Source organism: Burkholderia sp. BCC1985 (assembly GCF_905339915.1).
Classification (GTDB): Bacteria; Pseudomonadota; Gammaproteobacteria; order Burkholderiales; family Burkholderiaceae; genus Burkholderia.
Map to the genome: position 1 here is coordinate 168728 of NZ_CAJPGY010000002.1, position 23681 is coordinate 192408.

General features: G+C 69.2%; 24 protein-coding genes. 15 read left to right on the forward strand and 9 right to left on the reverse strand.

All coding sequences use genetic code 11. The features are described 5' to 3' along the window. Positions 1 to 5: 5 nt before the first annotated feature. The 4 genes from U4Z31_RS02730 to U4Z31_RS02745 all read right to left on the reverse strand — a co-directional run bounded on the left by U4Z31_RS02730 (position 6) and on the right by U4Z31_RS02745 (position 2915). On the reverse strand, positions 6 to 452 hold the full coding sequence (locus U4Z31_RS02730) for a nuclear transport factor 2 family protein (protein ID WP_006749968.1): 447 nt from the start codon (positions 450 to 452) through the stop codon (positions 6 to 8). A 115-nt stretch (positions 453 to 567) separates the two neighbouring features. Then, positions 568 to 1605 (reverse strand): lipopolysaccharide heptosyltransferase II, encoded by a 1038-nt coding sequence (gene waaF / locus U4Z31_RS02735; protein ID WP_044844509.1) that lies wholly within the window; start codon positions 1603 to 1605, stop codon positions 568 to 570. A 141-nt stretch (positions 1606 to 1746) separates the two neighbouring features. Beyond that, positions 1747 to 1941, reverse strand: coding sequence for a zinc-finger domain-containing protein (locus U4Z31_RS02740; RefSeq protein WP_006749970.1), 195 nt, complete (start codon positions 1939 to 1941; stop codon positions 1747 to 1749). 50 nt (positions 1942 to 1991) lie between these two features. After that, positions 1992 to 2915, reverse strand: a complete 924-nt coding sequence (locus tag U4Z31_RS02745; protein WP_047898927.1) for a branched-chain amino acid transaminase — start codon at positions 2913 to 2915, stop codon at positions 1992 to 1994. Positions 2916 to 3122: 207 nt separating this feature from the next. On the opposite strand from U4Z31_RS02745, the gene U4Z31_RS02750 reads away from it, so the two are divergent. The 3 genes from U4Z31_RS02750 to U4Z31_RS02760 all read left to right on the forward strand — a co-directional run bounded on the left by U4Z31_RS02750 (position 3123) and on the right by U4Z31_RS02760 (position 5675). Continuing rightward, positions 3123 to 3878 carry an AzlC family ABC transporter permease gene (locus U4Z31_RS02750; RefSeq protein WP_124486923.1) on the forward strand — a complete coding sequence of 252 codons (756 nt, stop codon included), beginning with the start codon at positions 3123 to 3125 and terminating at the stop codon, positions 3876 to 3878. Further along, positions 3875 to 4198, forward strand: a complete 324-nt coding sequence (locus U4Z31_RS02755; RefSeq protein ID WP_044844506.1) for an AzlD domain-containing protein — start codon at positions 3875 to 3877, stop codon at positions 4196 to 4198. The genes U4Z31_RS02750 and U4Z31_RS02755 overlap by 4 nt, the downstream gene beginning before the upstream one ends. A gap of 280 nt (positions 4199 to 4478) precedes the next feature. Then, a complete protein-coding gene (locus U4Z31_RS02760; protein WP_044844505.1) occupies positions 4479 to 5675 on the forward strand; it encodes a phosphoglycerate kinase in 1197 nt (398 codons plus the stop codon). 157 nt (positions 5676 to 5832) lie between these two features. Here the strand turns inward: U4Z31_RS02760 and U4Z31_RS02765 are convergent, their stop codons facing one another. After that, positions 5833 to 5961, reverse strand: a complete 129-nt coding sequence (locus U4Z31_RS02765; RefSeq protein ID WP_257773798.1) for a hypothetical protein — start codon at positions 5959 to 5961, stop codon at positions 5833 to 5835. Between U4Z31_RS02765 and pyk the strand changes: the two genes are divergently transcribed. The 6 genes from pyk to U4Z31_RS02795 all read left to right on the forward strand — a co-directional run bounded on the left by pyk (position 5960) and on the right by U4Z31_RS02795 (position 12756). Then, the gene (pyk, locus tag U4Z31_RS02770; protein ID WP_044844504.1) at positions 5960 to 7396 is read left to right on the forward strand and encodes a pyruvate kinase; all 1437 of its coding nucleotides are present in this window, start codon (positions 5960 to 5962) and stop codon (positions 7394 to 7396) included. The genes U4Z31_RS02765 and pyk overlap by 2 nt on opposite strands. Before the next feature lie 312 nt (positions 7397 to 7708). After that, the gene (gene fba / locus U4Z31_RS02775) at positions 7709 to 8773 is read left to right on the forward strand and encodes a class II fructose-bisphosphate aldolase (protein ID WP_050014549.1); all 1065 of its coding nucleotides are present in this window, start codon (positions 7709 to 7711) and stop codon (positions 8771 to 8773) included. A gap of 231 nt (positions 8774 to 9004) precedes the next feature. Then, positions 9005 to 9895, forward strand: a complete 891-nt coding sequence (locus tag U4Z31_RS02780; RefSeq protein ID WP_321799213.1) for a phosphoribosylaminoimidazolesuccinocarboxamide synthase — start codon at positions 9005 to 9007, stop codon at positions 9893 to 9895. A 17-nt stretch (positions 9896 to 9912) separates the two neighbouring features. Then, the gene (purE, locus tag U4Z31_RS02785; RefSeq protein ID WP_044844501.1) at positions 9913 to 10434 is read left to right on the forward strand and encodes a 5-(carboxyamino)imidazole ribonucleotide mutase; all 522 of its coding nucleotides are present in this window, start codon (positions 9913 to 9915) and stop codon (positions 10432 to 10434) included. 88 nt (positions 10435 to 10522) lie between these two features. After that, positions 10523 to 11716 carry a 5-(carboxyamino)imidazole ribonucleotide synthase gene (locus U4Z31_RS02790; RefSeq protein ID WP_044844500.1) on the forward strand — a complete coding sequence of 398 codons (1194 nt, stop codon included), beginning with the start codon at positions 10523 to 10525 and terminating at the stop codon, positions 11714 to 11716. An 11-nt stretch (positions 11717 to 11727) separates the two neighbouring features. Further along, positions 11728 to 12756, forward strand: coding sequence for an L-threonylcarbamoyladenylate synthase (locus tag U4Z31_RS02795; RefSeq protein WP_044844499.1), 1029 nt, complete (start codon positions 11728 to 11730; stop codon positions 12754 to 12756). 91 nt (positions 12757 to 12847) lie between these two features. On the opposite strand, the gene U4Z31_RS02800 is transcribed toward U4Z31_RS02795, so the two are convergent. The 3 genes from U4Z31_RS02800 to dacB all read right to left on the reverse strand — a co-directional run bounded on the left by U4Z31_RS02800 (position 12848) and on the right by dacB (position 16980). Beyond that, the gene (locus tag U4Z31_RS02800) at positions 12848 to 13993 is read right to left on the reverse strand and encodes an SGNH/GDSL hydrolase family protein (RefSeq protein WP_321799209.1); all 1146 of its coding nucleotides are present in this window, start codon (positions 13991 to 13993) and stop codon (positions 12848 to 12850) included. A 95-nt stretch (positions 13994 to 14088) separates the two neighbouring features. Then, a complete protein-coding gene (locus tag U4Z31_RS02805) occupies positions 14089 to 15003 on the reverse strand; it encodes a sterol desaturase family protein (protein WP_321809368.1) in 915 nt (304 codons plus the stop codon). A gap of 441 nt (positions 15004 to 15444) precedes the next feature. Beyond that, a complete protein-coding gene (gene dacB, locus U4Z31_RS02810; protein WP_321809369.1) occupies positions 15445 to 16980 on the reverse strand; it encodes a D-alanyl-D-alanine carboxypeptidase/D-alanyl-D-alanine-endopeptidase in 1536 nt (511 codons plus the stop codon). 183 nt (positions 16981 to 17163) lie between these two features. Between dacB and U4Z31_RS02815 the strand changes: the two genes are divergently transcribed. The 6 genes from U4Z31_RS02815 (at position 17164) to U4Z31_RS02840 (ending at position 22538) form a co-directional block, all read left to right on the forward strand. Further along, complete coding sequence (locus tag U4Z31_RS02815) at positions 17164 to 17826, forward strand: response regulator (RefSeq protein WP_044844495.1); 663 nt, start codon at positions 17164 to 17166, stop codon at positions 17824 to 17826. Positions 17827 to 17829: 3 nt separating this feature from the next. After that, a complete protein-coding gene (locus tag U4Z31_RS02820; RefSeq protein WP_321809370.1) occupies positions 17830 to 19176 on the forward strand; it encodes an ATP-binding protein in 1347 nt (448 codons plus the stop codon). Between the two features lie 109 nt (positions 19177 to 19285). Then, a complete protein-coding gene (locus tag U4Z31_RS02825; RefSeq protein WP_044844493.1) occupies positions 19286 to 20770 on the forward strand; it encodes a DegQ family serine endoprotease in 1485 nt (494 codons plus the stop codon). Between the two features lie 93 nt (positions 20771 to 20863). Beyond that, positions 20864 to 21301 (forward strand): carboxypeptidase-like regulatory domain-containing protein, encoded by a 438-nt coding sequence (locus U4Z31_RS02830; protein WP_124570685.1) that lies wholly within the window; start codon positions 20864 to 20866, stop codon positions 21299 to 21301. A 138-nt stretch (positions 21302 to 21439) separates the two neighbouring features. Further along, positions 21440 to 21799, forward strand: a complete 360-nt coding sequence (locus tag U4Z31_RS02835; protein WP_321809371.1) for a DUF427 domain-containing protein — start codon at positions 21440 to 21442, stop codon at positions 21797 to 21799. A 28-nt stretch (positions 21800 to 21827) separates the two neighbouring features. Beyond that, positions 21828 to 22538, forward strand: a complete 711-nt coding sequence (locus tag U4Z31_RS02840; RefSeq protein ID WP_124570684.1) for a CoxG family protein — start codon at positions 21828 to 21830, stop codon at positions 22536 to 22538. A 73-nt stretch (positions 22539 to 22611) separates the two neighbouring features. On the opposite strand, the gene U4Z31_RS02845 is transcribed toward U4Z31_RS02840, so the two are convergent. Further along, positions 22612 to 23613, reverse strand: a complete 1002-nt coding sequence (locus tag U4Z31_RS02845; RefSeq protein WP_321809372.1) for a helix-turn-helix domain-containing protein — start codon at positions 23611 to 23613, stop codon at positions 22612 to 22614. Positions 23614 to 23681: the final 68 nt, after the last annotated feature.

Below are 23681 nucleotides of genomic sequence, written 5' to 3' on the forward strand. Positions count from 1 at the left end.
CTTCGTCAGTGCAGCGGACCCTGCCCGTGACGGATCTTCGCGGCGAATTGTCCGGCCGCTTGTTCGGGAATCGGGCTCGCGTGAATATGCGCGATGCGCCACTCGCCGCGTTCGTGAATCATCACGTACGTGGCGAAAACCATGTCGGGTTCGGCCGTCAGGTCGGCCTGCTGATGCGCTTCGGCGATCGTGTAGACGACGGTGCCGAGGCTGTCGTATACGCGGATGTCGAGCGGTTCGATCGTCACGGGGCGCGTCGCGAGCCGGTTGGCCAGCCCGCTGCGGATCTGGTCGAGGCCGTGCAGATGCTCGCCGTCGGCCCAGACGCAGCTGGCGAAGTCCTCGTCGATCCACAACCCCAGCAGCGCGTCGAGATTGGCATCGGCGACGGCCTGGTAGTAGGCGTTCAGCGTATCGGCAGCGGCTTCGAAAAGGCGGGCAAAACGTGGCATCGGGGTTATCTCTCGCGCGCGTCGCGCGCCGTATTCAGCACGGCGGCCCGGATGGAGCCGCCGTACACCGGTGAATCGGATTGCCCGGCGCGTCGTGCGACGCTGCCGGCCAGGGTCAGCGCTGCCCGACGAGCATGCCGCGCAAATCGCCGAATACCTGCTCGGGACCGAGTTCGCGCAGGCACTTCAGATGGCCGAGCGGGCACTCGCGTTCGAAGCAGGGACTGCATTCGAGATGCAGCCATTGTACCTTCGCCAGGTCAGACAGCGGAGGAGTGTGGCGCGGATCGGTCGATCCGTACAGCGCGACGAGCGGCCGGCGCAAGGCGGCCGCGACGTGCATCAGCCCCGAATCGTTGGTCACGACCGCGTTCGCGCGCGCGATCAGCGCGCATGCCTCGGACAGCGACGTCTGCCCGCACAGGTTGCGCACGTTCGGCGCGTGGTCGGCGATCGCCTGCGCGGCGGCGGCATCCTTCTGCGAGCCGAGCGCGACGATCTGCGTGTACGGGAACGACTGGTGGACGATCGTCGCGAGCGTCGCGAAATGCTCGGGCGGCCAGCGCTTGGCCGGGCCGTATTCCGCGCCGGGGCAGAACACGACGAGCGGCTTGCGCGTATCGAGATTGAAACGCGCGGACACGCGCGCCGTCTCGTTCAGGTCGGCGTCGAGGCGCGGCGCGGGCAGCGTCTTCATCGACTCGGGCAGCTTCGCGCCCGGTGCATACGCGAGCGCCGCGTAGTGGGTCGTCATCGGCGCTCGCTCGGCCGACTTGTCCGGGTTCGCGTGCCGCACGTTCAGCAGGCCGTAGCGGTGCTCGCCCGTGTAGCCGATCCGCAGCGGGATGTTCGCGAGCCACGGGATCACCGCGGACTTCAGCGAATTCGGCAGCACGTACGCCGCGTCGTAGCCGACGTCGCGCAGGTCGCTCGCGAGCTGCCAGCGGCGCAGCAGCTGCAGCTTGCCGTGCGCGAGGTCGGTCGCGTAGACATCGTGGATCTCGGGCATCCGCTCGAGCACGGGCGCGACCCAGGTGGGCGCGACGGCATCGATCGCGATGCGGGGATGGAGCTTCTTCAGCAGCGCAAAAAGCGGCTGCGCCATCAATGCGTCACCGATCCAGTTCGGTGCGATAACCAGCGCTCGACGCATCAGGTCGACTTCCGATGTCGTAATGAAGCACGGCGCACAGGCACCGCGTTCGGGTTGTCAGAACAGGAAAAGGGCGGCGCGCCGGGATTCCGGCTGCGCCGCCTTGCGTGCGGCGGGCCCGCGGGCCCGGCCGGCCGGGGCTCAGTGGCCCTTGACCACCTCGCCGTCGCGCAGCTTGTAGCGCGTGCCGCAGTACGGGCAGCGCGCCTCGCCGTGCGAGACGTCGATGAACACGCGCGGGTGCGCGCTCCAGCGCGCCATGGCCGGGTTCGGGCAGTAGGCGGGGAGATCCTTGGCCGTCAGCTCGACCAGCGGCATTTCCTTGATTTCGCTCATGAGACTTTCTCTTATCACTCTTTTGTGGGGCGGTCGGTGGCGCAGCGCACTCAGACCTTCGTCAGCCAGTGCGCGTACTTCGCGTTCTTGCCCGACACGATATCGAAAAACGCCGACTGGAGCTTTTCCGTGACCGGGCCGCGCGCGCCGCTGCCGATCGTGCGGTTGTCGAGTTCGCGGATCGGCGTGACTTCGGCGGCCGTGCCCGTGAAGAACGCCTCGTCGGCCGTGTAGACCTCGTCGCGCGTGATGCGCTTCTCGATCACCTCGATGCCGGCGTCCTTCGCGAGCGTGATGACCGTGTCGCGCGTGATGCCGTCGAGGCACGACGACAGGTCGGGCGTGTAAAGCTTGCCGTTGTTCACCAGGAAGAAGTTCTCGCCGGAGCCTTCCGACACGTAGCCGTCGACGTCGAGCAGGAGCGCTTCGTCGTAGCCGTCGGCGGTCGCTTCCTGGTTCGCGAGGATCGAGTTCACGTACCAGCCCGACGCCTTCGCGCGCACCATCGACACGTTCACGTGGTGGCGCGTGAACGACGACGTCTTCACGCGGATGCCCTTCGCGAGGCCTTCCTCGCCGAGGTACGCGCCCCACGGCCATGCGGCGATCGCGACGTGGATCGTGTTGCCCTTCGCGGACACGCCGAGCTTTTCCGAGCCGACCCAGATGATCGGGCGCAGGTAGCACGACTCGAGCTTGTTCTCGCGCACGACTTCGAGCTGCGCGGCTTCGAGCGTTTCCCGGTCGAACGGCACGTCCATCTGGAAAATCTTCGCCGAATTCAGCAGACGTTTGGTGTGCTCGCGCAGACGGAAGATCGCGGTGCTGCCGTCGGCCGTCTTGTACGCACGCACGCCCTCGAAGACGCCCATGCCGTAGTGCAGCGTATGGGTCAGGACGTGGATCTTGGCGTCGCGCCAGTCGATCAGCTTGCCGTCCATCCAGATCTTGCCGTCGCGGTCGGCCATTGACATAGGATTCTCCTGGAAGCGGTGAGGTGCTGCGGGTTGTGTGCAGCGTTGAGCCGGAAAGACGCATATTTTAGCGTCATTTGGCGTCGAGCCGGTCGGTCGGCCGAGGGCCGGGGCTATAATCGTCCGGCACCGATTCCAATGACGACGGGCCGTGCCGGCGGGAGACGCCGGAGCCCGGACGAACCGCCCGCTGCGGCCCGCCTTCCCATGCTCGCTCGATTGTCCGCCACCGACCGCTTCGCGCTGATCCAGGGCGCGCGCGACTATTCCCCGACCCTGATGGCGATCCTGTCCTGGGGGCTCGTCACCGGCGTCGCGATGAGCAAGTCGGTGATGACGCTCGGGCAGGCGAGCGCGATGTCGATCTTCGTCTACGCGGGCTCGTCGCAGCTCGCGGTGCTGCCGCTCCTCGTCGCGAAGCTGCCGATCTGGACGATCCTGCTCACGGCCACGATGGTCAACCTGCGCTTCGTGATCTTCAGCGCCGGGCTTGCTCCCCATTTTTCCTACCTGCCGCTGTGGCGGCGCCTCGCGATCGGCTATTTCAACGGCGACGTGATCTACCTGCTGTTCCAGAAACAGGGCTTCGCGAACGGCCACGTGCCGGGCAAGGAGGCGTATTTCTGGGGAATGGCGCTCGCGAGCTGGGCGTCGTGGCAGGCGTCGTCGCTCGCCGGCATCCTGCTCGCGAGCTTCGTTCCCGCGAGCTGGGGGCTGGAGCTGGCCGGCACGCTCGCGCTGATCCCGATCATGGTGTCGGCGGTCGCGAACCGCTCGACGCTCGCGGCCGTCGCGGTCGCCGGCATCGTGTCGCTCGTCGCGTTCGACCTGCCGTACCGGCTCGCGCTGCCGATCGCGGTGCTGGCCGCGCTCGCGGCGGGCAGCATGGCCGATTTCTTCGTCGAACGGGCCGACTGGCGGCGCATCCGTACCGAAACCGTGCACGAGAAGGAGATCGAATGAGCGCGACCGAGATCTGGATCGTGATCGTCGGGATGACGGTCGTCACGGCCGTCACGCGCGCGCTGTTCCTGCTCGGCGGCGAACGCACCGTGCTGCCCGAGCGCGCCCAGCGCGCGCTGCGCTATGCGCCGGCCGCCGCGCTCGTCGCGGTCGTGCTGCCCGACGTGCTCGAAACGCCGGCCGGGCTGTCGTTCGCGCTGTCCAACCATCCGTTCTACGCGGCGCTCGCCGGCCTCGGCTGGTTCTTGTGGCGGCGCAGCATGCTCGGTACGATCATCGTCGGGATGCTCGTCTTCACCGTACTGCGCCTGATCTTCTGACGAATCGCCATGCCGGCCGGCCGGGGGCCGGCCACGGGCGCACGCGCATTGCTGCATTGCGGCAATGTGTCGATGGCCACGCGCGATCCCAAATAGGCGGAATTCGCCGCCGCACGGGTCAGTCTGCCGGATGGATCGGCTAGAATGCCCGTTCGAGATTTTTTACCCGTGCGCGTCATGCGAACCGCCAGCCACGGCCGCATCCGGCGCCTTTTCGCGGCAGCCCGCGCACGTCCAGCGTGAACCCCCTTTCCCCATCCACTACTTCAATCTGTTCAACATGAGCCAAGTCAAGCGTCTTACCGACCTGATCGCCGCCGGCCAGCTCGCCGGCAAGCGGGTGTTCATCCGCGCCGACCTGAACGTCCCGCAGGACGATCACGGCAACATCACCGAAGACACGCGCGTGCGCGCGTCCGTGCCGGCCATCCAGGCCGCGCTCGACGCCGGCGCGGCCGTGATGGTCACGTCGCACCTCGGTCGTCCGACCGAAGGCGAATTCAAGCCGGAAGACTCGCTCGCGCCGGTCGCGAAGCGTCTCGCCGAACTGCTCGGCCGCGACGTGCCGCTCGTCTCGAACTGGGTCGAGAACGGCGTGAACGTCGCGCCGGGCCAGGTCGTGCTGCTCGAGAACTGCCGCGTGAACAAGGGCGAGAAGAAGAATTCGGACGAGCTCGCCCAGAAGATGGCGAAGCTCTGCGACGTGTACGTGAACGACGCGTTCGGCACCGCGCACCGCGCGGAAGCGACCACCCACGGGATCGCGAAGTACGCGCCCGTCGCGTGCGCGGGCCCGCTGCTGGCCGCCGAACTCGACGCGCTCGGCAAGGCGCTCGGCAATCCGGCGCGTCCGCTGGTCGCGATCGTCGCCGGTTCCAAGGTGTCGACCAAGCTGACCATTCTCAAGTCGCTGGCCGGCAAGGTCGACCAGCTGATCGTCGGCGGCGGCATCGCGAACACGTTCATGCTCGCGGCCGGCCTGTCGATCGGCAAGTCGCTCGCGGAAGCCGATCTCGTCGCCGAGGCGAAGGCGATCATCGACGAGGCGCGCGAGCGCGGCGCGTCGGTGCCGATCCCGAGCGACGTCGTCACCGCCAAGGAATTCTCGCCGACGGCAGCAGCCACGGTGAAGCAGGTCGCCGACATCGAAGCGGACGACATGATCCTCGACATCGGCCCGGATACGGCCCGCGCGCTCGCGAGCCAGCTCGAGAAGGCCGGCACGATCGTGTGGAACGGCCCGGTCGGCGTGTTCGAGTTCGACCAGTTCGGCAACGGCACCAAGACGCTCGCCGAAGCGATCGCCAAATCGTCCGCGTTCTCGATCGCGGGCGGCGGCGACACGCTCGCGGCCATCGCGAAGTACGGCATCCACGACCAGGTCAGCTACATCTCGACGGGCGGCGGCGCCTTCCTCGAGTTCCTCGAGGGGAAGAAGCTGCCGGCGGTGGAAGTGCTCGAAACGCGGGCGGCCTGAGCGTGGTGGCGCGCGCAGGGGTGACGAAGGCCGCGCGCTCCGCGAAAGCGGAGCAGCCGGCCGGCGCGGGCAAGCGCAAACGCGCGCCCGCGCGGGCGAACTCCACCCCGCGCGCACCGGCGGCCGCCGGCGACGCGGCCATGCAGCACCACGAGATTCAGAACAAAGCGATGCCGGGCGCAAGCACCGGCACGCCCCCCGGAACGGCCGCCGCTGGGCTCGCCGATTCCGGCTCTCGCAGCGTTTCACCCAGCGCATCCACCTTGATCCAGATGAGGAGTTTCATGCAGCGCGCCACCAAGATAGTCGCCACGATCGGCCCGGCTTCCAGTTCGCCGGAGATTCTGCTGCAGATGATGCAGGCGGGCCTCGACGTCGTGCGGCTCAATTTTTCGCACGGCACGGCCGACGATCACCGCCAGCGCGCCGAGATGGTGCGCGAGGCCGCCCGCAGGGTCGGCCGCGAGATCGCGATCATGGCCGACCTCCAGGGCCCGAAGATCCGCGTCGGCAAGTTCGAGAACGGCAAGACGACGCTCGTGCCGGGCCAGGCCTTCATCCTCGACGCGGGCTGCGAGCTCGGCAACGACGAGCGGGTCGGCCTCGACTACAAGGAACTGCCGCGCGACCTGAAGCCGGGCGACCTGCTGCTGCTGAACGACGGCCTGATCGTGCTGACCGTCGAGCGCGTGCTCGGCGACGAGATTCACACGATCGTCAAGGTGGGCGGCGAGCTGTCGAACAACAAGGGGATCAACCGCCAGGGCGGCGGCCTGTCGGCGCCCGCGCTGACCGCGAAGGACATGGAAGACATCCGCACGGCGATGTCGCTCGGCGCGGATCTCGTCGCGGTGTCGTTCCCGAAGAACGCGACCGACATGGAAATGGCGCGCCAGCTCGCGAACATCGCGGGCGCGCCGTACGGCATCAAGCCGAAGATGATCGCGAAGATCGAGCGCGCGGAGGCGATTCCGGCGCTGCAGAGCATCCTCGACGCGTCCGACGGCATCATGGTCGCGCGCGGCGACCTCGCGGTGGAAGTCGGCAACGCGGCCGTGCCGGCGCTGCAGAAGCGCATGATCCGGATGGCGCGCGAGTCGAACAAGCTCGTGATCACCGCGACGCAGATGATGGAATCGATGATCCACGCGCCCGTGCCGACCCGCGCGGAAGTGTCGGACGTCGCGAACGCGGTGCTCGACGGCACCGACGCGGTGATGCTGTCCGCCGAGACGGCCGCCGGCAAGTACCCGGTCGTCACGATCGAGACGATGGCGGCCGTGTGCGTCGAGGCGGAAAAGTCGGAGCACGTCGAACTCGACAAGGATTTCCTCGACCGCACGTTCACGCGGATCGACCAGTCGATCGCGATGGGCGCGTTGTTTACCGCCTATCACCTGGGTGCGAAGGCGATCGTCGCGCTGACCGAATCGGGCGCGACCGCGCTGTGGATGTCGCGTCACTACACGCACGTGCCGATCTTCGCGCTGACGCCGCGCGTCGGCAGCGAGCGCACGATGGCGCTGTACCGCAACGTGACGCCGCTGCACGTCGACTTCAACAGCGACCGCGACTCGGCGCTGCAGGCGGCGCTCGAGATCGTCGTCAAGCAGGGCTACGTGCAGCACGGCGACATGGTCGTGCTGACCGTCGGCGAGCCGATGGGGCAGGCGGGCGGCACCAACACGCTGAAGATCGTGCGGGTCGGCGAACATTATTGAGCGCCGGCGTGCACCGGGCCGGTCCGTCGACCGGTCCGACGGCCGCCCGAACTGATCGGGCACCGTTTATTCGACGAAAGCCGCGCGGGGTTCGATGCCCCGCGCGGCTTTTTTTCTGTTTTTTGGCCGCATTGTGCCGTGCGAAGGTAACAAAATGCGAGTACGCGCCACCGGGCGGTCGGAATCGGAGGCGCTTCGCGATAAAATGCGGCTATTCGACGCTCAGCCGCGCCGTGCCGCCCCGGTTCCGACGGGGTGAGAGCGCCGCGCCGGCGTCAGGGCGCACCGGTTTTCATTCCAAGGAGTTCCACAATGCCTCTCGTATCAATGCGTCAATTGCTGGACCACGCGGCAGAGCACGGTTACGGCCTGCCGGCCTTCAACGTGAACAACCTGGAGCAGGTCCAGGCGATCATGGCGGCAGCGGACCAGGTCGGCGCGCCCGTGATCATGCAGGCATCGGCCGGTGCGCGTAAGTACGCGGGCGAGCCGTTCCTGCGCCACCTGATCGAAGCGGCGGTCGAGTCGTATCCGCACATCCCGGTCGTGATGCACCAGGATCACGGCCAGTCGCCGGCGGTCTGCACGGCCGCGATCCGCAGCGGTTTCACCAGCGTGATGATGGACGGTTCGCTCGAAGCCGACGGCAAGACGGTCGCCTCGTACGAATACAACGTCGACGTGTCGCGCAAGGTCGTCGAGATGGCGCACTCGATCGGCGTGACGGTCGAAGCCGAACTCGGCGTGCTCGGCTCGCTCGAGACGATGAAGGGCGACAAGGAAGACGGCCACGGCGCGGAAGGCACGATGACCCGCGAGCAGCTGCTGACCGATCCGGAGCAGGCCGCCGACTTCGTGAAGCTCACGCAGTGCGACGCGCTCGCGATCGCGATCGGTACCTCGCACGGCGCGTACAAGTTCTCGAAGAAGCCGACGGGCGACATCCTGTCGATCCAGCGCATCAAGGAAATCCACGCACGCATCCCGAACACGCACCTCGTGATGCACGGTTCGTCGTCGGTGCCGCAGGAACTGCTGGCCGAGATCCGCGAATTCGGCGGCGACATGAAGGAAACCTACGGCGTGCCGGTCGAGGAAATCCAGGAAGGCATCAAGCACGGCGTGCGCAAGATCAACATCGACACCGACCTGCGTCTCGCGATCACCGGCGCGATCCGCCGCTACCTGTTCGAGAACCCGGGCAAGTTCGATCCGCGCGACTACCTGAAGCCCGCGCGCGAAGCGGCGAAGCAGGTCTGCGTCGACCGCTACCTCGCGTTCGGCTGCGAAGGCCAGGCCGGGAAGATCAAGCCGGTGTCGCTCGACAAGATCGCCGAACAGTACAAGTCCGGCGCGCTCGCGCAGGTCGTGCGCTGAGACTGTAGTACGATTGCCCCGCCCGGTTTCGCGCCGGGCCGGGGCTGACTGCCTTGGGGCCGGATCGGATCCGGCTCCGGCAGCCGTTCCGTCCGGCCGAACAAGGGCCGGCCGGCAACCGACGGGCGTGATCTCCCGGCGGTTCGCCGACGCATTGCAAGACCGCCGTTCCCGCCTGCCGCGGGGAACGGCGTTTCCCTTTTTGTTTGGCTCCTTATCTGCGAAAAGACGATGTCTACCCTTTACGAATCCACGCTCCGCTCGCTGCCGCTCCTCGGTCGCGGCAAGGTCCGCGACAACTACGCGGTCGGCAACGACAAGCTCCTGATCGTCACGACCGACCGCCTGTCGGCATTCGACGTGATCATGGGCGAGCCGATTCCGAACAAGGGCCGCGTGCTGAACCAGATGGCGAACTTCTGGTTCGACAAGCTCGCGCACATCGTGCCGAACCACCTGACGGGCGACGCGCCGGAAGCGGTCGTTGCGGCCGACGAGGTCGAGCAGGTCAAGGGCCGCGCCGCGGTCGTCAAGCGCCTCGAGCCGATCATGATCGAGGCGGTCGTGCGCGGCTACCTGGCCGGCAGCGGCTGGAAGGAATACCAGGCGTCGGGCGCCGTGTGCGGCGTCAAGCTGCCGGAAGGCCTGCAGAACGCGCAGAAGCTGCCCGAGCCGATCTTCACGCCGGCCGCGAAGGCCGAGCTCGGCGAGCACGACGAGAACATCACGTTCGAGGAAACCGAGCGCCGCATCGGCACCGAGCTGGCCGCGACGATCCGCGACATCTCGATCCGCCTGTACAAGGAAGCAGCCGACTACGCGGCGACGCGCGGCATCATCATCGCCGACACGAAGTTCGAATTCGGCCTCGACAACCACGGCAAGCTGTACCTGATGGACGAAGTGCTGACGGCCGATTCGTCGCGCTTCTGGCCGGCCGACCAGTACCAGGTCGGCACCAACCCGCCGTCGTTCGACAAGCAGTTCGTGCGCGACTGGCTCGAGGCGCAGCCGTGGGGCAAGACCGCGCCGGCGCCGGCACTGCCGGCCGACGTCGTCGAGAAGACGGCCGCGAAGTACCAGGAAGCGCTCGAGCGCATCACCGGCCAGCCGCTCGCCTGAACGAAGGAACGCACGAAATGAGTGAAGTCCAGACTGCCCACACGCACAGCGCGCCGCTCGTCGGCGTGCTGATGGGTTCGAGTTCCGACTGGGACGTGATGAAGAACGCGGTCGCGATCCTGCAGGAATTCGGCGTGCCGTACGAAGCGAAGGTCGTGTCCGCGCACCGGATGCCCGACGAGATGTTCGACTACGCGGAAAAGGCGCGCGAGCGCGGGCTGCGCGCGATCATCGCGGGCGCCGGCGGTGCCGCGCACCTGCCCGGCATGCTGGCCGCGAAAACCACGGTGCCGGTGCTCGGCGTACCGGTCGCGAGCAAGTACCTGAAGGGCGTCGATTCGCTGCACTCGATCGTGCAGATGCCGAAGGGCGTGCCGGTCGCGACGTTCGCGATCGGCGAGGCCGGCGCCGCGAATGCCGCGCTGTTCGCGGTGTCGATCCTGTCCGGCAACTCGGTCGACTACGCGAACCGGCTCGCCGCGTTCCGCGTGCGCCAGAACGAAGCCGCGCACGCGATGGTGCTGCCGCCGCTCGCGTGACGGCGCACCGGCGGCCGCACTACCATGCCAGCGGCCGCCTGATCCTCCCCACTGCGGCGGGCGTTGCCCGCCGCGACCGACCACTGACATGACCGCAACTCCTGATTCCGTTTCCCCGATCCTGCCCGGCGCGTGGCTGGGCATGGTCGGCGGCGGCCAGCTCGGCCGCATGTTCTGCTTTGCCGCCCAGTCGATGGGCTATCGCGTCGCCGTGCTCGATCCCGATCCGACGAGCCCCGCCGGCGCGGTCGCCGACCGTCACCTGCGCGCGGCCTACGACGACGAAGCCGCGCTCGCCGAACTGGCCGAACTGTGCGATGCCGTGTCGACGGAATTCGAAAACGTGCCGGCCGCGAGCCTCGATTTCCTCGCGCGCACGACGTTCGTCGCGCCGGCCGGCCGCTGCGTCGCGGTCGCACAGGACCGGATCGCGGAGAAGCGTTTCATCGAGGCGTCGGGCGTGCCGGTCGCGCCGCACGTCGTGATCGAATCGGCGGCGGCGCTCGCCGCGCTCGACGATGCCGCGCTCGACGCGGTGCTGCCGGGCATCCTGAAGACGGCGCGCCTCGGCTACGACGGCAAGGGCCAGGTGCGCGTGAGCACCGCGCGGGAAGCGCGCGACGCGCATGCGTCGCTCGGCGGCGTGCCGTGCGTGCTCGAGAAGCGCCTGCCGCTGAAATACGAAGTGTCCGCGCTGATCGCGCGCGGCGCGGACGGCCGCTCGGCCGCGTTCCCGCTCGCGCAGAACGTGCATCACAACGGCATCCTCGCGCTGACGGTCGTGCCGGCGCCGGCCGCCGATGCCGCGCGCGTCGAGGAGGCGCAGCAGGCAGCCGTGCGGATCGCCGATACGCTCGGCTACGTCGGCGTGCTGTGCGTTGAATTCTTCGTGCTGGAAGACGGCTCGTTCGTCGCGAACGAAATGGCGCCGCGCCCGCACAACTCCGGCCACTACACGGTCGATGCGTGCGCAACGAGCCAGTTCGAGCAGCAGGTACGCGCGATGACGCGCATGCCGCTCGGCAACCCGCGCCAGCACTCGCCGGCGGCGATGCTGAACATCCTCGGCGACGTGTGGTTCCCGAACGGTGCGGCCGAGGCCGTCACGCCGCCGTGGGACACGGTCGCCGCGATGCCGGCCGCGCACCTGCACCTGTACGGCAAGGAAGAAGCGCGCGTCGGCCGCAAGATGGGTCACGTGAACTTCACGGCGGAGACGCGCGACGACGCGGTTGCCGCGGCCACCGCGTGCGCGCAGCTGCTGCGCGTGCCGCTCGACTGAGGCACCGGCCGATGTCCATCGATCTCCCGAACACCGTGACGCCCGCGCAGATCGACGCGGCTGCCGCGCTGCTCGACGCGGGGCAACTCGTCGCATTCCCGACCGAAACCGTGTACGGGCTCGGCGGCGACGCGGCGAATCCCGAGGCCGTCGCGCGCATCTATGCGGCGAAAGGGCGGCCGGCGAACCATCCGGTGATCGTGCATCTGCCGCCCGGCGGCGACCCGGGCTACTGGGCCGACGACCTGCCGGCCGATGCGCAGGCGCTGATCGATGCATTCTGGCCGGGCCCGCTGACGCTGATCCTGAAGCGTCATGCGCGCATTCCGGATGCCGTGAGCGGCGGCCAGGATTCGGTCGGCCTGCGCTGTCCGTCGCATCCGGTCGCGCAGGCGCTGCTGGCCGCGTTCAGCGCGCGGCGCGGCGGCCACGGCGGCGTCGCCGCACCGTCCGCGAACCGCTTCGGCCACGTGAGCCCGACCACCGCTCAGCATGTGCGCGAAGAATTCGGCGACACCGTGCACGTGCTCGACGGCGGTCCGTCGGAAGTCGGCATCGAATCGACGATCCTCGACCTGTCGCGCGGCTTTCCGGCGCTGCTGCGCCCGGGCCACGTGACGCCGCAGCAGATCGCCGACGTGCTCGGCCGCGCGCCGCGCCTGCCCGACGGCAGCGATGCGACCGCGCCGCGTGCGTCCGGCACGCTGAAGGCGCATTACGCGCCGCGCACGCCGCTCGCGCTGCTGCCGTTCGACGCGCTCGAGCCGCTGCTCGCGGCCGCGCAGACCGACGGCGAACGCGTCGCACTCGTCGCGCGCGCGTCGCGCGCGGGACGCTGGGCGCAGGCCGACGGCGTGCATTTCGTCGCGGCGCCGGAAGATCCGCAGGCATATGCGCGCGATCTGTACGGGATGCTGCGCGCGCTCGATCGTGCGCAGGTCGCGCGCATCCTCGTCGAGAAGCTGCCCGAGACCGTCGAGTGGATCGCGGTCAACGATCGTCTCGGTCGTGCGGCCGCGGCGTTCGAAGCGCGCGACTGACGCGGCTTTCCGACGCCGTCCGCTCCGGAATGAAATAACGCCCGACCGGCGAACCGGTCGGGCGTTCTTGTTTGCGCGCGTGGCGGGCGGCTTATTTGCCGACGCCCGAAGCCGCGATCTGCTTCTCCACGAACTGTGCGAACAGCGCGTGCAGGCGCGTCGTCGGGTGGACCGTGTCGGCGAACATGTAGGTCTGGTCCGCGTTCGGGACCGTGTAGGTCTGCGGCGAGCAGAACAGCGACGAGCCGAATGCGGTCGCGTTCGCGACGCCGTACTGCGTCGCGGCCGCGACCATCGCCTTCAGGTTGCACGCGGTATCGGTGTTCGACACGCTGAAGCCGTTCGCCTGGTAGTTGGCCGCGATGCCGTCTTGCCACGTGAACGTGTCGAGCAACGCGACCTTCGTCGTGTCGACCTTCAGCGCAGCCAGCGTGCCGGCGAGCGTCTGGTTGAACAGCCCCGACAGTTGCGTGAATGCGGCCTGCGTCTGCGCGCCGCCCTGCAGCGCGAGCGGTGTGCCGCCGATGTCCGGCACGTTCGACACGTACACGTGCGCCGCGCCCGCCGCGACGATCTGCTGGACGATCCCGCCGAGCTGCTGCGCGGCCAGGCCGATCGCCTGCGCTGCCGCGAGTTGCGCGGCCGGCGTGTTGCCTTGCGCCTGCGCGACCTGCGCCTGGTAGAAGATGTCGTTCGCGCCGCCGTTGACCAGCACGATCTGGCCGGCGTTGAAGCTGCCGTGCTGCGTCAGGTACTGCTTGACCTGATCGGCGATCGGCGTCGTGGTCGCCTGCGCGTAGTCGGCGTTCGGCACGCTCGCGTCCGCGTGGCCGATGCCCGGCTGCAGCGTCACGCGCGAGCCGCCCTGTGCATAGCCGAGGCCGCCCGTCGCCTGCAGCGGAATGCCGAAGCCGCCCTGGTTCGCGGGCTGCAGCGTGTCGCCGTAGTACTGCGCGACGTCCTGGGTCCACACCTGGCCGGGGTTGGTCGTGAAGCGGCCGCCGCCGAAGCCGAGCTTGATCTGCGAGTAGGTGCCGGCGTCCGACAGGCTGTCGCCGAACGACACGATCTGCATCTTCACGCCGGACGGCGGCGTGTTCGACGCGCTGCTGCTGTTGTTGTCGTCGCCGCCGCCGCATGCGGCGAGCAGGGCGAGCGCGGCGCCCGCGATCGCGACCTGCGCGGTGCGCAGCAGGCGTTGACGGTTGCGCGACGGGAATTGTCGTTGTGACTGCATCGTTCGATCTCCTCGTAGATATGGCCCGATGTATTTCTCATCTGCCGCGCGTCTCCTCCGGTACTGGCTGCGCGGCGGCCGTTGGCTGAAGCGGTTTATTGGTCGCGCACGGCCGCGAGCGGCGTGGTGCGCGGATCGTGGTTTGCGGCCTCGGCGATCTGCGCATGATAAGCGCTCGCCCATTCGGGCGGGCCGAAAATCGCGCGCAGCTTGTTGCGCCATCCATGGACGCGCAACGCGTCGGCCGCCATCGACACCCACTCGTGAAACGTCGCGACGAGCGGGTTGTTCGAGCCGAGCGGCTCGACGATTCCGAATTGCGGCGGATCGTCGGGCGACTCCTCGACGTAGCTGCCGAACAGGCGATCCCAGATCACGAGCACACCTGCGTAATTGCGGTCGATGTAGCGCGGGTTGCGTGCATGGTGCGCGCGATGGATCGACGGCGTGTTGAGCACGTATTCGAGCCAGCCGAGCTTGCCGATCGCCTGCGTGTGCACGAAGAACTGGAACGCGAGGTTGATCAGCACGACGCCGACGATCTGCTGCGGCGGAAAGCCGAGGAACGCGAGCGGCAGCCAGAACGCCCACATGCCCGCGACGGGATACATCAGGCTCTGCCGGAACGCGGTCGAGAAATTCATCCGCTCGGACGAGTGGTGCACGACGTGCGCGGCCCACAGCCAGCGCACGCGATGGCTCGCGCGATGGAACCCGTAGTAGAGGAGATCCTGGCCGACGAACAGCACGGCGAACGACAGCCAGCCGTCGTGCCACGTGAACAGCCGGAAATGTGCGTAGCAGTACGCATAAACGGGGATCACGAACAGCCACGCGAGCTTGTCGGCGGCCTGGTGCATCAGCGCGAGCGCCGCATTGCACAGCGTGTCGCGCCACGCATAGAGATGATCCTGCGCGCGCGTGCGGGCGAGGTGCCAGGCCTCCCACGCGATGCAGAGCAGGAAGACGGGCGCCAGCGCGAGCAGAAGCAATTCGACGTCGAATCGCATGGACGTGTCTCCTCCTTTCCCCTGCAAGCCGTGAGGCCGGGCGTATGGCCCGTTGTAGATATCGGTCAGGCCAACAGCCTACGCAATCGGCACGCGCTAGGCGAGGGGGCAGCGTAGAGGGTTCCCTCTGAGCGGCCCAAACCGGTCGCTTCGCGTCAGGCCGCCGAGGGGGCGTCCTGCGGGGCGGAAAACCTGGGGGCGGCCCGGCGTTTTCTTGAGGACAGGGTTTCTACGGAAGCCATGCGGAACGGGGCCGCGCGGTGCGGCCCCGTTTCATGGACACGGCTGGCGGGCGCTGCGCGGCGCGCCGGCGGCCGGGACCGTTTCAAACCGCGCGGCGAGAACGCCCGGGGTGCGGGGCGCCCCGACATGTGGCGCCGCCCGCGATCGACGCAAGCCGGCAGCGCGGCATGCGCGCGCCGCTTCGCGGCGCGTGCGTCGTCAGTGCGCGCCCGCGTAGATCCATTCGAGCAGCGTGTCGTGCGCGGCACGCGCGCCTTCGGCGCGATCGTCGTTGATGAAGCTGACGACGATGTAGCTCTGCCCGTCGGCGCCCGCGACATAGCCCGCGATCGCGCGCACGTCGCGCAGCGTGCCGGTCTTGATGTGCGCGTTGCCGAGCACGCCGGCGTTGGTGAGACGGTTCTTCATCGTGCCGTCGATGCCGGCGATCGGCAGCGAATCGATGAACGCCTGCGCGACGGGGCTCGCGTTCGCGGCCTGCAGCAGCGCGGCGAGCGACTGCGCGCTCACGTGTTCTTCGCGCGACAGGCCCGAGCCGTTCTCGAGGTCGAGGTCGGGCATCGCGATCCCGCTCTTCTGCAGGAACGCGCGAATCGCGCGGCTCGACTGCTCGGGCGTCGCGGGCGGCTTGCCGGCGACCGCGCCGATCGTCAGGAACAGGTTGCGCGCCATCACGTTGTTGCTGAACTTGTTGATGTCGTAGACGATGCTGCCGAGCACGGGGCTGTGATGGACCGCGAGCGGCCGTGCGGTGGTCGGCACCTTGCCTTCGCTGACGGGGCCCACGATCGTGCCGCCGTCCTGCTGCCACAGCGCGAGAAAGCCGCGTGCGAAGAACGTCGTGTGATCGAGGATCGCGAGGTTCGTGGTATGCGCGCCGCAGCGCAGCGGATAGTCGCCGGCGAACGAGGCGGTCATGATCCCGCCGCCGCCGGCCGACAACGTCGGACGCGCGGCCGCGGCCGCCGCGCCGCACGACCCGGTGCCTTCGACCAGCTGGTTGTCGATCGACAGGTTCGCGAGCGGCGGCAGCACGTCGACGGCAATCTTGCCGTCGTCGCCCGGCGTCACCGTGAACGACACGGCCTTGAACGCATACAGCAGCGGATCGGGGCCGACGTTGTACGGCGCGCTCACGTCGTCGTCGAACGACGGCAGGTCGCGTGTCGACGCGGCGAAATAGCTCTTGTCGAGCACGAGGCCGCCGGCCACGCGCTTGATGCCGGCCTTGCGCAACTTGTCGACGAGGTCGATCAGTTCCTCCGGTACGAGCTTCGGATCGCCGGTGCCCTTGATGTAGAGGTTGCCCTGCAGCGTGCCGTCCGGATCGACCGGGCCGTCCGCATACGCGGTGGTGCGCCAGCGGAAGTCGGGGCCGAGGATCGACAGCCCCGAGAAGGTCGTGACGAGCTTCATCGTCGACGCCGGCATCATCGGCCGGCTCGCGTTCCACGCGATCAGCGGCTCGGGATCGCCGACGCGCTCGACGACGACGCTCATCGCCGAGGCCGGCACCTTCGCGCGCTGCAGTGCGACGAGCACGGACGCCGGCAGGCCGGCCGCCCGCGCGGCGGGCGACACCACGGCGGTCTTGCGCGCTTCCTTGTGGGACTTCTTGCGGGCCTGGGCGGACGGTGCGAACGCAAGGGCCGTGCAGGTGGCGACGACGGCGGCCGCACGCAGGAAGGGGCGGGCGCGGGGGGCGAACCGGGCGGAAAAATCGGAAATCGGCATGGGCGAATACGGGAAAAGCATCGGGCTCGGGCAGGGCGCGCGCGGCGCCGGAGCGCACATTGTAGAGACAAGTGCGCACACGCCCCTTGCAATCCGCCTTTCTGTTGCATTGCAGGCGGCGCACGCGATTCGCGGCGCTACAATGGTCGCCATGTCTTACTCGTCAGATGGGTTCCGGTTCCGATGCGGATTCTGCTTGTTGAAGACGATCGAATGATCGCCGAGGGCGTACGCAAGGCGTTGCGCGCCGACGGCTTCGCGGTCGACTGGGTGCAGGACGGCGACGCCGCGCTCACGGCGCTCGGCGGCGAGACGTACGACCTGCTGCTGCTCGACCTCGGCCTGCCGAAGCGCGACGGCATCGACGTGCTGCGCACGCTGCGTGCGCGCGGGCAGTCGCTGCCGGTGCTGATCGTCACCGCGCGCGATGCGGTGGCCGATCGCGTGAAGGGGCTCGACGCGGGCGCCGACGACTACCTCGTCAAGCCGTTCGACCTCGACGAACTGGGCGCGCGGATGCGCGCGCTGATCCGCCGCCAGGCGGGGCGCAGCGAGTCGCTGATCCGCCACGGCGCGCTGACGCTCGATCCCGCGTCGCACCAGGTGACGCTCGACGGCGCGCCCGTCGCGCTGTCCGCGCGCGAGTTCGCGCTGCTCGAGGCGCTGCTCGCGCGGCCCGGCGCGGTGCTGTCGAAAAGCCAGCTCGAGGAAAAGATGTACGGCTGGGGCGAGGAGATCGGCAGCAACACGGTCGAGGTCTACATCCACGCACTGCGCAAGAAGCTCGGCTCGGACCTGATCCGCAACGTGCGCGGGCTCGGCTACATGGTCGTCAAGGAAAGCTGACGCGTGCGGTCGATTCGTCATCAACTACTGATCTGGCTGCTCGCGATCGTCGTCGCGGGCGTGGGCGCCGCGGGCTGGCTGATCTACCGGCAGGCGCTCGCCGAAGCGAACGAGCTGTTCGACTACCAGCTGCAGGAAATCGCCGCGGCGTTGCCGTCCGAGCCGTTTTCGCAGGTGTTCGGTTCGCGCACCAACGGCGACGAAGGCATCGTGATCCAGATCTGGAACCGCAACGGCGTGCTGATGTACTTCTCGCATCCGCGCGCGCCGATCGCACCGCGCGCGGAACTCGGCTTCTCGACCGAGCGCACCGATCGCGGCGAATGGCGCGTGTACGGCGCGATCGTCGGCGACAACGTCGTGCAGCTCGCGCAGCCGCTGTCGGTGCGCAACCGGCTCGCGGCGAACGTCGCGCTGCGCACGCTGTGGCCGCTGATCGTGCTGCTGCCGTTTCTCGGCGCGGCGGTCTGGATGATCGTCGGGCAAGGGCTCGCGCCGCTCGAGCGCCTCACGCGCGCGGTCGAGGCGCGCCGGCCGGAAGCGCTCGATCCGTTGCCCGATGCGCGCCTGCCGCTCGAGGTGCAGCCGCTCGTGCGCGCGCTGAACGGGCTGCTCGCGCGGCTCGCGGCCGCGCTCGACACGCAGAAGGCCTTCGTCGCCGACGCCGCGCACGAACTGCGCACGCCGCTCGCGGCCGTGCAGATCCAGGCGCAGCTCGTCGCGCGCGCGAAGGACGACACGTCGCGCCGCGAGGCGCTCGCCGATCTGCAGGACGGCGTCACGCGCGCGACGCGCCTCGCCGAGCAATTGCTCGCGCTCGCGCGCGCCGAACCGGACGGCGCGACGATGCGCGAGCCGGTCGACCTGCAGGCGCTGCTGGTCGAATGCGTGGCCGCGCATGCACCGCTCGCGCAACGGCACAGCATCGATCTCGGCTTCGAGGAGACGCGCGCGGCGACCGTCGTCGCGGACGTCGGCGCGCTGCGCGTGATGTTCGGCAACCTGCTCGACAACGCGGTGAAGTACACGCCGGACGGCGGCCGCATCGACGTGTCGCTGACGCGCGACGCGGCAGGCCGCGCGTGCGTGCAGATCGGCGACAGCGGCCCCGGCATCCCGGCCGAAGAGCGCGAGCGCGTGTTCGACCGCTTCTACCGCGACAGCTCCGCGCGGGCGCGGGCCGACGTGTCGGGCAGCGGGCTGGGGCTCGCGATCGTCAAGCGCGTGGCGGCTCAGCAGGGCGCGACCGTGACGCTCGGCGACGCGGCCGCGGGCGGCCTGCTCGTGAGCGTCGTGTTCCGCGATTCCGCGCTGCCGCAGCCGGCGCCGCAGGCGTCCGAATCCGTATGACGAACGGCACACAGCGCGGTAGCGGCGGCCTAAGCCCCGCTTAAGGTCGATTAAGCCTCCTTTAAGTCAGCGTCGTTACGCTGCGTCCTAACAACGAGGAGGTCCTACGATGAACACCCGATTCCTTGCGCGCGGCGCCGTCGCGGTCGCCGTGGCGGCCGCCCTGTCCGCCGGTTATGTCGCGGGCACCCGCCGCGCCGATCCGCAGATCATCACGCCCGCGCAGGCCGCCGCGCTGATGCCGGCCGAGGCCGCGGCGAAGACCGGCATTCCCGATTTCTCCGGGCTGGTCGAAACCTACGGCCCGGCGGTCGTGAACATCAGCGCGAAGCACGTCGTGAAGCAGGTGTCGCGGCGCGTGCCGCAGCCGCAGCTGCCGATGGATCCGAGCGATCCGTTCTACCAGTTCTTCAAGCACTTCTACGGCCAGGTGCCGGGCATGGGCGGCGACACGCAGCCGGACGACCAGCCGAGCGCGAGCCTCGGGTCGGGATTCATCGTCAGCTCGGACGGGTACATCCTCACCAATGCGCATGTGATCGACGGCGCGAATGTCGTCACGGTCAAGCTGACCGACAAGCGCGAGTACAAGGCGAAGGTCGTCGGCGCCGACAAGCAGTCCGACGTGGCGGTGCTGAAGATCGACGCGAGCGGCCTGCCGACCGTGAAGATCGGCGACCCGGCACAGAGCAAGGTCGGCCAGTGGGTCGTCGCGATCGGTTCGCCGTACGGCTTCGACAACACGGTCACGTCCGGCATCATCAGCGCGAAATCGCGCGCGCTGCCCGACGAGAACTACACGCCGTTCATCCAGACCGACGTGCCGGTGAACCCCGGCAACTCGGGCGGCCCGCTGTTCAACCTGCAGGGCGAGGTGATCGGCATCAACTCGATGATCTACTCGCAGACGGGCGGCTTCCAGGGCCTGTCGTTCGCGATCCCGATCAACGAGGCGATCAAGGTCAAGGACGAGCTCGTGAAGACCGGCCACGTGAGCCGCGGCCGCCTCGGCGTCGCCGTGCAGGGGCTCAACCAGACGCTCGCGAGCTCGTTCGGGCTGCAGAAGCCGGACGGCGCGCTCGTCAGCTCGGTCGACCCGAATGGCCCGGCCGCGAAGGCCGGCCTGCAGCCGGGCGACGTGATCCTCGCGGTCAACGGCTCGCCGGTGGCCGACTCCACGTCGCTGCCCGCGCAGATCGCGAACCTGAAGCCGGGGTCGAAGGCCGACCTGCAGGTGTGGCGCGACAAGTCGACGAAGTCGATCAGCGTGACGCTCGGCGCGATGACCGACGCGAAGCTGGCATCGAACGACGGCGGTCCCGTCGAGCAGGGGCGCCTCGGCGTCGCGGTGCGCCCGCTCACGCCGCAGGAGCGCAGTGCCGCCAACCTGTCGCACGGGCTGATCGTGCAGCAGGCCGGCGGCCCGGCAGCCAGCGCGGGCATCCAGCCCGGCGACGTGATCCTCGCGGTCAACGGCCGCCCGGTCACGAGCCCCGAGCAGTTGCGCGACGCGGTCAAGGGAGCAGGCAACAGTCTTGCTCTCCTGATCCAGCGGGATAATGCACAGATCTTCGTGCCGGTCGACCTGAGCTGACCGGCGGCCGTTGCGGGCCGGCCTGGCCGGCCCCGACGGGCGTCGCCGGCGTTCGGCCCGTGGTGCTGTGTTCCGACCCGAAAGGAGGGAGCCATGCAATATCTACGCAACGTGTCCCGATTTGCCGTCGCGGCGGCGCTGGCCGCCGGCTTCGCCGCCGCCGCGCCCGGCGCGTACGCGCAATCGGACGGCTTGCCCGCGGCGAGCCAGCAGGGCGATGTCAGCTACGTGTCGGGCGGCATCGGCAAGGATCAATCGACGGCATTCGAGAGCAACGAGGCGGCGTGGCCGCTGGCGCTGCGGTTCACCGGCAAGGGCGGCGAATACCTGGCCGACGTCCATGTGCGGATCGTCGACGGCAAGGGCACCGAGCTGCTGGCGACGGACGCGCGCGGGCCCTACATGCTCGTGAAGCTGCCACCGGGGCGCTACACCGTGCACGCGTCGTACCAGGGCAGCGACGAATCGCGCGCGGTCACGGTCGGCGCGAAGGGCGGCGCGAAGGTCGCGTTCCAGTGGAGTGCGCAGTAGCGCGTCGCGCGCAGGCCCGGCCGGACCGCACAATCGGGCCCAGTTTCGCCCATAATGAAGGCCACGGCACTTGTGCCGTGGCTTTTTCGTTTCCGGCCCGCGGCTTGCGCGCCGGGACCGCCGCCCGGAGGAGAAACGATGTCCGATGCCGCCGACCCTCGCCTCGAAATCGTGCCGAACCGCCATCGCGTGCGCGTGATCCATCGCGGCATCACGTATGCCGATTCGCACGGCGCGCTGACCGTGCGCGAAACGGGCCTGCCGGATATCCATTACCTGCCGCGCGGCGACGTGAACATGCACCGGCTCGTGAAGTCGAGCGTCACGACGGACTGTCCGCTGAGGGGCCGGGCCGTGTATTTCGACCTGCAGACCGAAGACGGCGTGATCGAGAGCGCCGCATGGAGTTACGAGGAACCGGGGGCGACCGCGTCCGCGCTTGCGCACTACGTCGCCTTCGACGTCGCACGGGTCGACAGTCTCGTCGAGACGTCCTGATGCGGCGCGTGTTCATCGGGGAGGCATCATGGAACTGAACGACACGTTACGCGTACCGCTCGCGCCGGCCGTCGTGCGGGCGGCGCTCGAGGATCTCGCGCTGCTGCGGGCGAGCTTCGATCATTGCGAATCGTTCGTGAAGCTCGCGCGCGGCGAGTTCGCGCTGACCATCACGGTGCCGCTCGGCCCGCTGCGCGCGCGCTACGACGTGCGTGCGCATTCGGCGAGCGAGCAGGGCGACGCGGAAGGGCAGCCGCGCCGCGTGCTCAACTTCAAGGCGCGGGCCGACGGCCTCGGCGCGCTGCGCGGGCAGGTCGAGCTCGTGCTGCGGCCGGACGATGACGACACGGCCGCGACGTGCATCGAATACGTGGTGTGGGCGACGGCGAGCGGGCCGCTCGCCGAACTGCCGGCGCGGCAGATCGAGAACGCGCTGCACGAGTGGACGGACGATTTCTTCCGCGAATTCTGCGCGGTCGTGCAGGCGAAGCACGGTCTCGTGCCGAACCGCGCGCGCTCGAGCCCGCAGCGTCGCCAGCATGTGTTCCTGCGGCCGGCGTCGCTGATGGCCGCGGCGAAGCGTCCGCTGCCGCCGCACCTCGGCGGCGCGCTCGGCGGCCGCGCCGCGAGCGCCGTGCATCATCGCGAATCGGGTCCGCTGCCCGTCTGGGCGTGGGCCGCGATCGTCGTGTTCGTGGCGCTGCTGCTGTACGCGGCGCGCTGGATCAACGGCACCTGAGCGCCTGCGCGCGCCGCCGCGCTGCCTCATTGTCCGGCCGGTCGCCGGCCGTTCGTCGGCGGCGCGGCCGCCGCTAGCGTCGGGCGTCGGGCCCGGCGCCCCGAAATTCCTTCCGATATGCCGACGGCGACGTGCCGAGCGCGCCCGCGAAATGCTGGCGCAGCGACACGCTCGAGCCGTAGCCGGCCGCTTGCGCGATCGCGTCGATCGATTGTCCGGTGGTTTCCAGCAGATGCTGCGCGCGCGTGAGCCGCTCGGCCTGCAGCCACGCGATGACGGTCGTGCCCGTCGCCTGGCGGAAGTGGCGCGTGAAGGTGCGCCGGCTCATCAGCACGCGTTCGGCGAGCGAATCCACACTGTGCGCGACGTCGAGATGCGCGCGCACCCAGTCGAGCAGGCCCGCGAGGCGCGCGTCGCGCGGATGCGCGGCGACCGGCTGCGGCACGTATTGCGCCTGGCCGCCCTGGCGGTGCGGCGGGATCACGAGACGCCGCGCGATCTGGTTCGCGGCGTCCGAGCCGAAGCGCCGCCGCACGACGTGCAGGCAGCAGTCGAGCCCCGCGGCCGTGCCGGCCGACGTCATCAGGTTGCCGTCGTCGACGTACAGCACGTCGGGGTCGAGCTTCACGCGCGGAAAGCGCTGCGCGAAGTCGTCGGCCCACGCCCAGTGCGTCGTGGCCGGGCGCCCGTCGAGCAGCCCGGCCGCGGCGAGCACGTACGCGCCGAGGCACAGGCCGACCACCTGCGCGCCGCGCGCGGCGGCCGCGCGTACCGCGTCGACCAGCGCGTCCGGCGGCGCTTCGTCGGGATCGCGCCATGCCGGCACGATGACGATGTCCGCGTCGTCGAGCGCGTCGAGCCCGTACGGCGCGATGATCGTGAAGCCGCCCGTCGTCGACAGCGGGCCGCGCTCGGCCGAGCACACGCGGCACTCGAACGCGGGCATCGCGGCCGCATCGCGCTCCTTGCCGAACACGACGGACGGCACCGACAGGTGGAACGGGCTGATGCCGTCGTACGCGATCACGGCGACGACGGTCGGGGCGGGGGCAACGAACGACGCAGCGGCGCGCATGACGGGCTCCGGCGGGGCGATGGCCCGATTCTATCGAAGAATGGCTATCGGGCCACTGTCCGCCGGCG

Coding starts and splice junctions, on each gene's coding strand:
- U4Z31_RS02730 (WP_006749968.1), bottom strand. CDS start 452: ATGCCACGTTTTGCCCGCCTTTTCGAAGCCGCTGCCGATACGCTGAAC.
- waaF (WP_044844509.1), bottom strand. CDS start 1,605: ATGCGTCGAGCGCTGGTTATCGCACCGAACTGGATCGGTGACGCATTG.
- U4Z31_RS02740 (WP_006749970.1), bottom strand. CDS start 1,941: ATGAGCGAAATCAAGGAAATGCCGCTGGTCGAGCTGACGGCCAAGGAT.
- U4Z31_RS02745 (WP_047898927.1), bottom strand. CDS start 2,915: ATGTCAATGGCCGACCGCGACGGCAAGATCTGGATGGACGGCAAGCTG.
- U4Z31_RS02750 (WP_124486923.1), top strand. CDS start 3,123: ATGCTCGCTCGATTGTCCGCCACCGACCGCTTCGCGCTGATCCAGGGC.
- U4Z31_RS02755 (WP_044844506.1), top strand. CDS start 3,875: ATGAGCGCGACCGAGATCTGGATCGTGATCGTCGGGATGACGGTCGTC.
- U4Z31_RS02760 (WP_044844505.1), top strand. CDS start 4,479: ATGAGCCAAGTCAAGCGTCTTACCGACCTGATCGCCGCCGGCCAGCTC.
- pyk (WP_044844504.1), top strand. CDS start 5,960: ATGCAGCGCGCCACCAAGATAGTCGCCACGATCGGCCCGGCTTCCAGT.
- U4Z31_RS02765 (WP_257773798.1), bottom strand. CDS start 5,961: ATGAAACTCCTCATCTGGATCAAGGTGGATGCGCTGGGTGAAACGCTG.
- fba (WP_050014549.1), top strand. CDS start 7,709: ATGCCTCTCGTATCAATGCGTCAATTGCTGGACCACGCGGCAGAGCAC.
- U4Z31_RS02780 (WP_321799213.1), top strand. CDS start 9,005: ATGTCTACCCTTTACGAATCCACGCTCCGCTCGCTGCCGCTCCTCGGT.
- purE (WP_044844501.1), top strand. CDS start 9,913: ATGAGTGAAGTCCAGACTGCCCACACGCACAGCGCGCCGCTCGTCGGC.
- U4Z31_RS02790 (WP_044844500.1), top strand. CDS start 10,523: ATGACCGCAACTCCTGATTCCGTTTCCCCGATCCTGCCCGGCGCGTGG.
- U4Z31_RS02795 (WP_044844499.1), top strand. CDS start 11,728: ATGTCCATCGATCTCCCGAACACCGTGACGCCCGCGCAGATCGACGCG.
- U4Z31_RS02800 (WP_321799209.1), bottom strand. CDS start 13,993: ATGCAGTCACAACGACAATTCCCGTCGCGCAACCGTCAACGCCTGCTG.
- U4Z31_RS02805 (WP_321809368.1), bottom strand. CDS start 15,003: ATGCGATTCGACGTCGAATTGCTTCTGCTCGCGCTGGCGCCCGTCTTC.
- dacB (WP_321809369.1), bottom strand. CDS start 16,980: ATGCCGATTTCCGATTTTTCCGCCCGGTTCGCCCCCCGCGCCCGCCCC.
- U4Z31_RS02815 (WP_044844495.1), top strand. CDS start 17,164: ATGCGGATTCTGCTTGTTGAAGACGATCGAATGATCGCCGAGGGCGTA.
- U4Z31_RS02825 (WP_044844493.1), top strand. CDS start 19,286: ATGAACACCCGATTCCTTGCGCGCGGCGCCGTCGCGGTCGCCGTGGCG.
- U4Z31_RS02830 (WP_124570685.1), top strand. CDS start 20,864: ATGCAATATCTACGCAACGTGTCCCGATTTGCCGTCGCGGCGGCGCTG.
- U4Z31_RS02835 (WP_321809371.1), top strand. CDS start 21,440: ATGTCCGATGCCGCCGACCCTCGCCTCGAAATCGTGCCGAACCGCCAT.
- U4Z31_RS02840 (WP_124570684.1), top strand. CDS start 21,828: ATGGAACTGAACGACACGTTACGCGTACCGCTCGCGCCGGCCGTCGTG.
- U4Z31_RS02845 (WP_321809372.1), bottom strand. CDS start 23,613: ATGCGCGCCGCTGCGTCGTTCGTTGCCCCCGCCCCGACCGTCGTCGCC.